The sequence below is a fragment of the candidate division WOR-3 bacterium genome (assembly GCA_039801905.1).
Lineage (GTDB): Bacteria > Hydrothermota > Tepidihabitantia > Tepidihabitantales > JBDRVQ01 > JBDRVQ01.
This window is the reverse complement of sequence record JBDRVQ010000005.1, coordinates 48,374-61,039: the sequence shown is the minus strand read 5'-3', so window position 1 is coordinate 61,039 and position 12,666 is coordinate 48,374. Positions and strand designations below refer to the sequence as shown.

The window sequence follows — 12,666 nt, the reverse complement described above, 5'->3', positions numbered from 1 at the left end:
AAAAGACTTGACGAGGCATATCGTAAAAAGTATAGTCTTTCCATAGAAGACGAAGAATGAAAAGTATCCAAATTATCAACAAAATTTACATCCTAGCTATGGTAAGATTTTATTTTGATGAAAGACGATATATCTCTCTGCCTTAAAGTTTCTCTTAGGATTAGGCTCTCATTTAGGCTTCGGATTAAACCTTTAATTAGGCTCTGGATTATACCTTGGTTTAGGCTTCTGATTATCCTTCTCTTTATACCCTCTTTTAGACTATCTATTAAATTCTTGATTAAACCCTTTATTAAATCTTCGATTAAATCCCAAACTAAGCCTTTTCTTAGAACTTCTATTATCTCTTCCATTAAATCCCTGATACCATCCCCTGTATGGTATACCCCTTTTTATAAAGATAAACCCCTCCTGTTTGATAAAGGTCTTATGATTTAATGCCATTTTTATTAAGTCCTAATTACCCGATAATACCTCCTCAATCTCTCTTCTGAGATAAGGGTTGGGATTAGAACCCAATCACTTACCTTAATAACTTCTTTTAACTTCTTCATAGCCCTCTATAATAAATACGGAAATACCCCCCATTTTCTGACACTAAATTTTTCCATTTTTATAAGTATTTGATTTTTAATAACTTAATTATTATCTTTTTCGCCTAGGTAATTGAAAAAATAACAGCCGAATAAAAAGATTGACTTAATTACTAAGATGGATTATAATTGATAATGTTTTTATCTTACCTTCTTTTCTTTCTCTTCGCCTCTCTTTCTCCCACGGAGATTAGTCTCATTGAAAAATGTCTCACCCCTTACTCTCTCAGCCGGAAGGAATTGGCTTTTGAGAAGAAATGGGCGATTGATTCTCTCTTTCTCCTCAAGAGGGTTGCCAGATCGCTGGACGAACCACTCTGGCTTCCTTTCTATTTAGATTCAACGGTTAGCCATTTGGATCGCTTTCTTAACAAATTCCTCTCAAATCATAATCCACCGGTTAACTTCTCTTCTCTCCCTAAAATGATCAATGACCTCTCTTCCCTCACTTACCGTTTTGGTGAGGAGTTGGAACCGCTATACCGTTGGAAAAGGGAAGGGCAGCTCTCAGAGGAGGAGAGAGATTATCTTTTATATTTCGCCCCTACTCTTTTCTCTGATGAGGAGGATACAACCGATGACTACTTAAAAGGTCTTCTCCATAAAGAATTTAGCCAGCCAATTAAATTTGATTCCGCAAAAATCCCCGGGGATAGTTTCTTTTCCGTGTTAAGAAAAGTCCATTTCCCAGAGATTCTCAATCAATCCCTTGCCCAGTTAAAAAGGTTCTCTCAGTATTTGGAGTTTATCTCTCAGGATTTTGCAGGAAGAAAGGAAAAGATTGAATGTCCGAATGTTTCCGGTAAGGTCTATCATTATGAGGAGAACGAATGGGGTAAGGTGGTGATTGGTTCGGAGGAGAATAATTTCTATTATGGTGATTTCTCGGTGATTATTGACCTGGGAGGAGATGATATTTATTACGTTCCGAATGGTGCCATCGGTTTCTTTGGTCACCCCTTCTCAGCGATTATTGATTTTAGCGGAAACGATTTTTACCAATCACAAAGACCTTTCTCTCTGGCGGGCAGTATCTTCGGTGTGAGTCTCCTTCTTGATTTTCAGGGAAAGGATATCTATTTGGGTAAAGAGTATTCACTAGGGAGTGCCCTCTTCGGTTTAGGAATTTTTTTGGATTACGAAGGAGATGACCGCTACGAGGGTAAGACCTTCACCCAGGGAGCAGGTTTTTACGGCTTAGGTTTTCTTTTTGATTTGGGGGGGAATGACGTCTACCGTTCGGATAACTTCAGCCAGGGTTTCGGTTCTACCTTTGGCTATGGTCTTCTATTTGACCGATCCGGGAATGATCTCTACTATGCCGGAGGAAGGTTTAGGCACGAACCACTTCTGCCCAATGACTTCCGGAGTTTTGCTCAAGGTTTTGGGATGGGCTTCCGACCGGATGCCGGCGGCGGGATTGGACTCCTTTATGATGGAAAGGGAAATGATTTCTATAACGGCGATGTCTTCTCTCAGGGGACGAGTTATTGGTATTCCTTAGGGATGCTCTTTGACGGCGAAGGTAATGACCAATACTTAGCCACGGAATATGCCCAAGGGGCCGGTATCCATCTCGCCTCCGGGATTCTCATTGATAAAAAAGGTAATGATAATTACTACTCCCGGCTCGGACCGGCTCAAGGGGAAGGTCATGACTTTTCTGTTGGTATTCTCATTGATAAGGAAGGTGATGACCACTACTATACCTCTGGAGGTCAGGGTATTGGTTTAACCAATTCCTTCGGTCTATTTTTAGATTCGGAAGGTGACGATACCTATCTCACCAGAGAGAAGGGATTCGGTCAGGGTTGGGCGAACCAATCCCGGGATTTTGGGGGGATTGGAATTTTCTTAGACCTCGGAGGGGAAGACCTTTATCCCAAAGATTGCGAATTGTCGGAATTAACCTATTCCTTTAAGGGCTTTTACGGGGTGGGAATTAATCTGCGGGAGAAGAAAAAAGGGGAGGTGGAAGAAGAGGTTCCTGTTGAGAGCCTAACGGAAAAGTCAATCGGCGAGGTATTTAAGGGAGCAAGCGAATGGGAGGTAGGGAGTGCCAAAAAGAGGGTGCGGGCTTACCGGAGGGAACTGATAAAGAGGGATACGATATCCCGCAATTATATCTTTGCCGAAAAGATTGCGACAAGGAATAGTTTGGAGTTGAGGGCGATTGAAGAATTTTGCGAATCCCTTCCCGAGAAGGTGATTCCTTACCTTTTCCAATATCTTTGGGATGAAAGAAGAGAAGCCCGGGCGAATGTCATCTACCTTTTAGGTAAATTGAAGGTTAAGGCGGCAGTTGATTCCTTAATCTCCGCCTTAAAAGAACGCCGTTTACCGAATGGGAAGGTAATCCGGAACCGTCCCCGCTGGATCATTTCCGCCCTGGGTGAGATTGTCAAGGCGGATTCTATCATCACGCCTGAGGATTCAATCCTCAGAAAGAAGGTTCTCCGGGTGATATTGAGATACCTAAAGGATAAATCGGAACCAATTCGGATCAGCGCCACGGTTGCCCTGGGCAAGATAAAAGAAGAGGAGGCACTTCCCAATTTGATAGAGAACCTTTCCGACCCAATCTTTACTGTGCGGCAGGCAGCGGAAGTGGCGATTAAGAATTACGGAGAAAAGGGAGTTGATGATTTGCTCCTTTATCTTAAATCCTCAACGAATCCTTTACTCCTTCGGGGTCTTATCATCTGCCTCGGTGAACAAATCCCAAACTTGAAAGAAGAGAGGAAGAAGGAGGTGAGGAAAATTCTCTCTTCTTTCCTTACTTCCCCCCATTTAGGGATCCGGATGGCGACAGTCTTGGCACTTAGTAACTTCAAAGATGAGTACACAAGGAATTTACTGAAAAATCATTATGAGGAGGAGACTGACCCCATTATCTTAGATAAATTAAAAAGTATCCTAAGGGAGGAATGATTATGAAATTTGTCTATTCTGATAAATATGAGATGAATATTGGACCCCATGTCTTTCCAACCCAAAAGTACCGGTTGATAAAAGAGAGGTTGCTTGCCGAAGGTTTGGCAAAAGAGGAGGATTTTTTAGAACCACCCCCAATTAACGTGGATGATATCCGCCTTGTGCACACCGAAGAGTATATTCAAGATATGCTCAATCTCCGTTGGACTTCCCGAACGATCCGCTCGGAGTTACCTTTAACCTGGGAAATTATTGAAGGTTATTTCTTAGCCGCAGCCGGGACGATCCTTGCCGCCCGGCTCGCCTTAGAGGAGAAGATTGGTTTCCATATCGGGGGTGGTTTCCACCATGCCTTTCCTAATCACGGTGAGGGTTTCTGTTATGTCAATGATATCGGGGTGGCGATTAAGAAGATGCAGAAGGAGGGGAGGATAAAGAAGGCGGCGGTGATTGACTGCGACTTACATCAAGGAAATGGCACCGCCCGCATCTTTCAGGATGACCCGGATGTCTTCACTTTTTCTATTCATCAGGAAAATCTCTATCCCATTAAGGAGCGAAGCGATTGGGATATCGGTCTCCCCGATTTTGCCGGAGATGATATTTATCTCGGGCATTTGGCTTCCGCAGTCCCCCAGATTTATGACCGCCACCAACCAGAATTGGTAATCTATGTGGCGGGTTCTGACCCCTATTTAGATGACCAGTTAGGTCTCCTCCTCTTGACCAAAGAGGGGTTGAAGAAGAGGGACGAGATTGTGATTGGGGAAGGGGAAAAGAGGAGAATTCCAATTTGTGTCGTCCTGGCGGGTGGCTATGCCCGAAAGATTGAGGATACAGTAGAAATTCATCTCAATACCGCTAAGGTCTGCCTCCAAGTCCTTAACCAGTTACCAGAAGGGGTGATAAAGGAAGAAGATTCTACTGAGAATAAAAGTTAAATTAAGGGATGGTCATCAGCCGAAGGGAGAGGAAGGGAAAATGCTTCCATGACTTCCCTTATCCGAAAAGGAGGAGGAAATGTCCCCATGCCATTCTCATTTCCGGCGCGGAGGCGGGCGGTTGTCTCTTTCGTTGTCCAATCTGTTATGCCCGGGCTTATCCCTGGTCAAGGGAGGAGGTTGTCATCTATTCCAATATCGTGGAAAAGATAGAAGAGGAGATAAAGAGAGCCTACCGCCTCTTTCCTTTCTATCTCAGTCAAGTGACCGATCCCTTACAGCCGATCGGAGAGATGAGAAATTTGACAAAAGAGATTGTCCTTTTGCTTGTTAAATATAATTTAAGTTTTGGGATTGTGACAAAAAGTGCGGACGGTCCTCTATGGCTCTTAAAGGAGTTACCCGCCCTTAAAGGATATCCCTTTTGGTTTTTGACAATCACCATTGAGGCAACTCCGGAAAAACAGGCGATTACGAGTCCTAAAGCGAGTAAAATTTTAGACCGCTTTCGGACTGTCGCCTATTTCAATCGGCTAAAAATCCCGGCTTTAGTTCGGATTGATCCCACCCTTTTGGGGGTAATGACAAAGGAAGAGATAATCTATCTCTTAGAGAAGGCAAAGGAGGCCGGTTCTCCTCATATCATCGGTTCCACCGGTTATTTCAATAAGATTTCCATCCAGCGGGTTGCGGAGCGGCTCAAAGAGGTAAACCCTTCTTCCTTAAAAAGATTCTTTTCCTACTACCGATTTGACCCGGAGAGGATTTCGGAATATTCAGAGAAGAAGCGTTTTACCGTTCCTTTCTCTTTACGGGTCCGTTTTCACACCTGGCTGAGAAAGGAGGTGGAGAGAAGGGGAATGACCTATGCGGTCTGTCAGGAGTTACCAAAAGAATACGACTCCGAAAATATTCCCTCCTGTGAGGGGGTGGGGAATGTTTATGTCCATGTGAAAAAGGGAAAGGGAAGATTCCAACCCATCCCTTGCTCTGGGGATTGTCTCCGTTTCTGTCCCAATCCTCAAAATCCTCCCTGTGGCTATCCAAATTTTGCTTCGGAATACCCTTTCCGATACCAATCCTTATTTCTGCCACCAATGCCAACCCTTTTTAAGATAAATTGAGAGAAGTCCTTCACATCCGGCACCACTTCCTCCCCCTATCTGAGACCTTCACCTATAAAGATATCACCAATCTTAAAAGTTGGAAGGGGAATGTCTTCTGTTTGCAAAGATTGAACCGAGAGATATTTCCCTTTCCCGATATTTACCAACCGGATTTCTGGGAAAGTCTCTCCTATCGCCTCTTTCTCCGTTCCCCAACCCTGGAACGACTTTTAAGAGAGAAGGAGATAAAGTTAATCCATTGCCATTTGGGGGTGGAAGGTGTCTATCTTTTACCCTACAAGAGGAGATTCTCTCTACCTCTGGTGGTTTCTTTCCACGGATTTGAGTTTTTTGTCCCTTTTCATAAGAAGTATAAAAATCCAACATTTTATCATTACTGCCAGAATTATCGGAAACTGGCAAAAGAAGGGGACCTCTTCCTCTGTGTCAGTGCTGCTACCCGCCAGGATTTAATTACCATCGGTTATCCTTCCCAAAAGGTCATGACTCTTTATTTAGGTATTGACCTCTCCACCTTACCGAAAAAAAAGGAATCCTTGAAAAAAGAAGTGAAGATCATCTTTGTTGGACGCCTCACCGAAAAGAAGGGGATCCTCCATTTACTTGCCGCTTATAAAAGACTTGCCTTTCGGTATCCGAACTGCCATTTAAAAGTGATCGGCGACGGGGAGTTAAGAGGGGAGGTAATAAGAAGAATTAGAGAAGATAACTTAGGAGAGAGGATTACCTATTGTGGTGCCCTCCCTAATGAGCAAGCTCTCCGGGAGATGGCGGAGAGTGATATTTTTGTCCTACCCAGTTATAAGACCAGGGATGGGAATCAAGAAGGTACCCCCTATACCATCTTAGAAGCCCAGGGGATTGGTTTACCGGTCGTTTCCACCCATCATTCCGGTATTCCCGAGATTGTGCAAGACGGAAAGACCGCCTTCTTAGTGAAAGAGAGGGATATTAAAGGGTTGGAGGAGAAGTTAAGTCTTTTGATTGAGAATCCTTCTTTAAGAAGGGAGATGGGGGAGGCGGGTAAGGAGTTTGTGAAAAAATTCTCTTTGGAAAAGCGGATTGAGAAACTGGAAGAGATTTATGCCCAACTCACTTATGAAAGGTCTTAGCCCTTTACCCAATGCCCTCTACCTCTTCGGGGGTCGAATCCTTTCTGCCCTTTTCACCTTTTTTGCTACCCTCTATTCTGCCCAGAGGGTGGGAGTGATAAATTTCGGTTGGCTTTCCTTTGCCCTCTCCCTTGTCTCCTACGCCCTCATTTTAACCGACTTCGGCCTTTTGACCTTTGGGGTGAGGGAATTGAGTAGCGGGAGAAGGGAGGAGAGGCTTCCCCAACAGATTATCACCTTCCGTCTCTTTTTATCTTTAATCGTTTTTATCATCCTTCTCTTCATCACCCAGGTATTAAAAAAGCCGGCAGGGGTGAAGAGGCTCATCTTTTTCTATTCCTTATTCTTATTCATCAATTCTCTATCCCTGGAATGGTTTTTTCAGAGTAAGGAGCGGATGGACTATGTGGGAATCAATCGGGTGCTTACGAGTTTCGGTTATCTCTTCTTCCTCCTTCTTTTGGTAAGAAAGGAAGGGGATTACGCTAAGGTTCCTTTCGCTTTCCACCTCGGTCAGGCGTTAGGGATTATCTTTCTCCTTCTCGCTTATGAGAGAGGAGGCAGGAGGTTCTTTTTCACCCTAAACTTTAAGGTCTTTAAGGAGATTTTCTTATCCGCCTTCCCTTTGGGAATAATTAATGTTTTGCAAATTTTCTATACCTACTTCGGGATCATTCTTTTAGGGTTGATCGGGCAATCAGAGGAGTTAGGGATTTATAGTGCGATGCACCGCCTCCTCTTCTCTACATTAATTATTGATTTCGTTTTCAGTTTTCTCTTTCTCCCCCTCATCTCCTCTTTTGTCCAAACCCAGCCGGAAAAACTGCCGAAGGTCTTAGAAATTTCCAATCGGTTTATCCTCCTTTTAACCTTACCTGTGATCTTAATTGTCCTTATCTTCTCCCCATCCCTCATCTCCCTATTTTTCGGAAAGGCTTATTTAAAAGGGGAGGATTTACTCAGAATTTTAATCTTCTTTTTGCCTCTTACCACCCTTTCCACCCTCTACGCCGCTTCCCTTATCGCCCAAAAAAAGGAGAGATTCCTCCTTCGCAACACCGGTCTCGGCACGCTGTTGAATATTTTATTAAGTTTTCTATTCTATCCTCAATGGCGGGGTTTCGGAATTGCCTTGGCATTCGTTATTGGGGAGTTGGTAATCTTGGCCCTAAATCTCCTTTCCGTGCGGCGGATGATAAATTTCTCTTTCGCGCGCGCTTTTCTGCCAATCGTCACCAATCAGGAGATAAGATTTCTCACTCGGAGGGAGGTATGAGGGAGGGAGTGACAACTACAATTGAATCTTACGCCGATTTGTTAGCTATCGAAAAACCCTTAAACCCTATCCCTTGGGAAGAATACCTGTTTGACCTTGACCGAAAACCTTCTCGGGTAAAAAAGGGGAAGATAAAATTTCTCCTACCCGAAAAAAAAGAGATCTTTTCTGGGGTTGGGATAATTGAATTGGAAAAGGAAGGCTTTCTAAACCAAAAGGGGCTTTATGTGGACGCAAAGGAGAAAAAGATCATTTTTCCTTTTTCCTTAAAGTCTGCCCTTTCCGATATCAGAGTGAAACCGAGATACTTCTATTATCACCCCAAAAAGTTCCCCTACGAATTTGTCTCGGCGGTAAGTAAGGGAGAGATTAGAAAACTCTTCTTTAACGCCCTGAGGCAGATTTGTCTCTGGGAGGATATGGAATACCAACACCTCTGGTATTATCCCCAAAATTTTCTCTCGATTTTCATCTTCCGGGTGGATACCGATTTCGCCCGAGAGAGGGAGATAAAAATTACCTACGAGATATTGAAGGAAGTGGGGATTAATGCTACCTGGTTTATTAATACCAAAGAGCATCAGAGGCTTATCCCTTTCTTTACCCAACTCAGAAAGGAAGGAGAAGATATCCAACTCCATTGCTATACCCACAACCTCTTTCCTGATTACCAAAGTAATTATCTCAATATCCAAAAAGGAAAAGAAATCCTTGAGAAGGAAGGGATAATGGTTAAGGGTTTTGCCAGTCCCTTTGGTCTCTTTAACGAATCCCTCTATCGGGTCCTTTCCGATTTGGGATTTTCTTTCTCTTCGGAATTTGCCCTTTCCTATGACGATTTCCCCTTTTATCCGGAGATTAAAGGGAGGAAATTCCCGATCCTCCAAATCCCCATTCATCCCATCGGTTTTGGTCGGCTCTTAGAGGCGGGGTTTAATGAGGAAGAGATTTTTGCCTATTATAAAAATTATATTGACTGGCGTTATAAAAATTCTTTGCCCATCGTGATTTATGACCACCCCCACCGGATAGCCCAATTCCCCCAACTATTCCGGAGTATATTAAAATACGCCTGCGGAAAGAGAAAGATCTGGTTAACCACGATGACCGATTTTTATGAATGGTGGAAAAGGCGGGAAGGGAATGAAGGGGTAATCCACATTATCAAAGGAGAAAAAGAGATTTTTCGGAATGGGGAGGAGAGTTTCCAACCAAAGATGGGGAATTATTTCCCTTATCATCCGGAGAGGATTAAAAGGATGAGATTGGGCTTCTTCCCCAATTGGCGATTAAGGGCGAAGAGTATCTTCTGGCGTCTGAATAAATATTTGAAGGGGAAAATAAGATAGTGATGCGGATTCTTTTTGCCTCCTTACAGGGTTTAAACCTTTTAGAAGGTGGTACTAAGACCCAAGTTCTATTATTAAAGAAATATTTGGAAGATCTGGGGGTGGAAGTCTCCCTCTTCCAAGAGTTTTCTGACTTCAAATTGGAAGATTATTCTCTCTTCCACCTCTTTGCCGCAGAAGGCGCTACTTTTCATCTCGGCCGGCTCCTTAAATCTTTGGGGATGAGGATGGTCGTCTCTCCTATCTTTTATTCCCGCCATGCGCCTTTCACTTTACGCCTCCTCAATTCTCCTTTTCTCCTTTTAAGGAGGTTTTATGGGGTTTGGACAGAACCGATCTATGTTAAAGAGTTATGCACAATGGCGGACCTCGTGGTCCCGAATACCGGAAAGGAGAAGGACCTTTTAATTAAGGGTTTGGGGATAAAGGAAAAGAAGGTGAAGGTCATTCCCAACGGTGTGGAGGAGAGGTTCTATTACGCCGAACCCGACTTATTTTTTAATACCTATCACTTAAAGGACTTCATCCTTTATACCGGTCATATTGGTTGGGGGAGAAAAAATCTTCTCCGCCTCTTAAAAGTGTTAGAAAGGTTGAAAGAGCCGGCGGTCTTAATCGGCAAGGTGATCCCCACGGAATACGGAAAGAGATGCCTTGCTATCGTGCAGCGGTGTCCTTGGATAAAAGTTATTGATCACCTTCCCCACACCTCCCCTTTGCTCCAATCGGCTTATGCTTCTTGCTCGGTCTTTGTCCTCCCTTCTTTCTATGAGACACCCGGTCTTTCCGCTCTGGAAGCAGGTTTAGCCGGTGCCAAGGTTGTCATTACTAAATATGGGGGAACCGAAGAATATTACGGAAGGTTCGCTACTTATGTTAACCCCTACTCGGAAAGGAGTATTGAGGAGGGGATAAAGGAAGCCTTGTCTAAAAAGAAGAGTGACGATTTACGAGAGCACATAAGAAAAAATTTCCTCTGGCCGGAGATTGCGAAAAGACTCCTCCTTTTGTATAAATCTCTGGATAGAAAATAAGGGAATTTGACATTTCTTAAATCTTTACTATATTAACCTATGAACTTATCAATTATCGGAACGGGTTATGTTGGTTTAACCACGGGTGCTTGTCTGGCAAAAGTTGGTCATCGGGTCATCTGCGTTGATAACGACCAGAGCAAGATCTCTCTATTAAAAGAAGGGAAAATCCCCATCTACGAACCGAAATTGGAGGAGTTGGTAGTGGAGGGGATGAGGGAAGGGAGGCTTTCCTTCACCACGGAGATTGGGGAAGGGGTAAAAAAATCTGAGGTCTGCTTCATTGCGGTTGGCACGCCACCCAAAGAAACAGGAGAGCCCGATTTGTCTGCGGTTGAGAATGTGGCGCGAGAGATTGGCGAGAATATGGAAAGGTATCTGGTGATTGTGGAGAAGAGTACGGTTCCTGTGAAAACCGGGAGATGGGTGAAGACGACGATTGAGAGGTATAACCGAAGAAATATTCCCTTTGATGTCGCCTCCAATCCGGAATTTTTACGGGAGGGTCAGGCGGTTGATGATTTTTTATATCCCGACCGGATTGTGATCGGTTGTGATTCCGAGCGGGCAAAGGAGATCCTCCTTTCGGTTTACGAGCCAATTGTCAATCTCAGCCCAAAAGAGAAAAGACCTGCGGTCTTAATCACCAGTTTGGAGAGTGCAGAACTGATTAAGCACGCCTCCAATGCCTTTTTGGCAATGAAGATCTCCTTCATCAATGCGGTCGCCTGCATCTGCGAACTGGCGGGGGTGGATGTGAAGGAGGTGGCAACCGGAATTGGTTTGGATAAGAGAATCGGTAAGGATTTCCTCAATGCCGGGATTGGTTACGGTGGTTTCTGCTTTCCCAAAGACCTTGATGCCTTCACCAAAATTGCAGAAGAGTTGGGCTATAACTTCCAACTGCTCAAAGAGGTGAAGAGGATTAACGACGAGATGCGGGAGCGTTTTGTCAAGAAAGTGAAGGATTTACTTTGGAACTTAAAAGATAAAAAGATTGGTGTCTTAGGTCTTGCCTTCAAACCGAATACCGATGATATGCGCTTTGCCCCTGCCATTGATATTATCAATCGTTTGGTTAAAGAAGGGGCGGTGGTCAAGGTCTATGACCCCCAGGCGATGGAGAATGCCAAAAAGGTCTTGCCGCCGGTTATTTACTGCTCCTCTCCCTATGAGGTCTGCGCGGGGAGCGAATCTCTCCTCATTTTGACCGAATGGGAGGAGTTCAAAAAACTTGATCTAAAGAAGGTAAAAGAACTTTTACGCCTGCCAATTATCATTGATGGTCGGAATATCTTTGCACCCGAAGAGATGAAGAAATTGGGATTTATCTATCGGGGTGTTGGTCGGGGCTACTAAATGAGAATCCTCTTAACTGGGGGTGCGGGTTTTATCGGTTCCCATCTCGCTGAGGCATTATTAGCACGCGGGGAAGAGGTAGTTTGTGTTGATAACCTATTAACCGGCAGGAAGGAGAATATCGCCCATCTCTTAGAAAATAAGAGATTTAAATTCTATCAGATTGATGTCTCAGAAGGGGTCAACTTTTCCGAAAGGTTTGATGCCATCCTCCACTTCGCCTCACCCGCCAGTCCCAAAGACTATTTTCTTTATCCGGTGGAGACGATGCGTGTCGGTTCCTTTGGTACCTATTACCTTTTGGAATTGGCGAAAAAGAATAATTGCCTATTCTACTTTGCTTCCACCTCCGAAGTTTACGGCGACCCCCTCACCCATCCCCAAAAGGAAGATTATTGGGGTAATGTCAATCCGATTGGCAAGAGGGCGGTCTACGATGAGGCGAAACGTTTCTCTGAAGCCTTGGTTATGACCTATCACCGGGAGTATAAACTGCCCATTCGGATTGTAAGGATTTTTAATACCTACGGCCCGAGGATGAAGATTGACGACGGCCGGGTTGTACCCAATCTCATCACCCAGGCATTAAAAGAAAAGCCTTTGACCATCTACGGCGACGGCAAGCAGACGAGAAGTTTCTGTTTTATTAGCGATTTGATTGAAGGAATTTTAAGGCTATTGGCTAAGGAGATTTTTGAGCCGATAAATTTAGGTAACCCGGAAGAGTTTACCATATTAGAATTTGCCCATCTCGTTTTAGAATTGACCGGAAAGAAATGCCCGATTGTCTACCAACCTCCCTGGCCCGATGATCCGGAAAGGAGGAGGCCGGATATCACCAAGGCAAAAAATCTTTTGGGCTGGGAGCCGAAGGTAAAATTGCGCGAAGGCTTGAAAATAACAATTGACTGGTTTAAGAAAGAATTGAAATTGTAATTTAG

The 12,666-nt window shown here is 44.1% G+C and carries 10 protein-coding genes; 9 read left to right on the top strand and 1 reads right to left on the bottom strand.

Translation table 11 applies throughout. The features are described from left to right. Window positions 1–92 precede the first annotated feature (92 nt). Window positions 93–353: a hypothetical protein gene (locus tag ABIL00_01940; protein MEO0109531.1), complete on the bottom strand. Its 261-nt coding sequence runs from the start codon at window positions 351–353 to the stop codon at window positions 93–95. A gap of 375 nt (window positions 354–728) precedes the next feature. On the opposite strand from ABIL00_01940, the gene ABIL00_01935 reads away from it, so the two are divergent. The 9 genes from ABIL00_01935 to ABIL00_01895 are packed head-to-tail and all read left to right on the top strand — an operon-like array spanning window position 729 to window position 12,661. Continuing rightward, window positions 729–3,524, top strand: a complete 2,796-nt coding sequence (locus tag ABIL00_01935; GenBank protein ID MEO0109530.1) for a HEAT repeat domain-containing protein — start codon at window positions 729–731, stop codon at window positions 3,522–3,524. 2 nt (window positions 3,525–3,526) lie between these two features. After that, window positions 3,527–4,468, top strand: a complete 942-nt coding sequence (locus tag ABIL00_01930; protein ID MEO0109529.1) for a histone deacetylase — start codon at window positions 3,527–3,529, stop codon at window positions 4,466–4,468. Between the two features lie 8 nt (window positions 4,469–4,476). Then, window positions 4,477–5,592 (top strand): radical SAM protein, encoded by a 1,116-nt coding sequence (locus ABIL00_01925; protein ID MEO0109528.1) that lies wholly within the window; start codon window positions 4,477–4,479, stop codon window positions 5,590–5,592. Continuing rightward, a complete protein-coding gene (locus ABIL00_01920) occupies window positions 5,589–6,707 on the top strand; it encodes a glycosyltransferase (protein MEO0109527.1) in 1,119 nt (372 codons plus the stop codon). Before ABIL00_01925 ends, ABIL00_01920 begins: the two co-directional genes overlap by 4 nt. Then, window positions 6,694–7,983 carry a flippase gene (locus ABIL00_01915; GenBank protein ID MEO0109526.1) on the top strand — a complete coding sequence of 430 codons (1,290 nt, stop codon included), beginning with the start codon at window positions 6,694–6,696 and terminating at the stop codon, window positions 7,981–7,983. Before ABIL00_01920 ends, ABIL00_01915 begins: the two co-directional genes overlap by 14 nt. Further along, window positions 7,980–9,332 (top strand): polysaccharide deacetylase family protein, encoded by a 1,353-nt coding sequence (locus ABIL00_01910; protein ID MEO0109525.1) that lies wholly within the window; start codon window positions 7,980–7,982, stop codon window positions 9,330–9,332. Before ABIL00_01915 ends, ABIL00_01910 begins: the two co-directional genes overlap by 4 nt. A 2-nt stretch (window positions 9,333–9,334) precedes the next feature. Next, window positions 9,335–10,366 (top strand): glycosyltransferase, encoded by a 1,032-nt coding sequence (locus ABIL00_01905; protein ID MEO0109524.1) that lies wholly within the window; start codon window positions 9,335–9,337, stop codon window positions 10,364–10,366. A 39-nt stretch (window positions 10,367–10,405) separates the two neighbouring features. Next, entirely contained in the window at window positions 10,406–11,725 is a 1,320-nt protein-coding gene (locus ABIL00_01900; GenBank protein ID MEO0109523.1) for a UDP-glucose/GDP-mannose dehydrogenase family protein, read from the top strand. Then, a complete protein-coding gene (locus tag ABIL00_01895) occupies window positions 11,726–12,661 on the top strand; it encodes a UDP-glucuronic acid decarboxylase family protein (protein MEO0109522.1) in 936 nt (311 codons plus the stop codon). It begins immediately after the preceding gene. The last annotated feature ends 5 nt before the right edge of the window (window positions 12,662–12,666 follow it).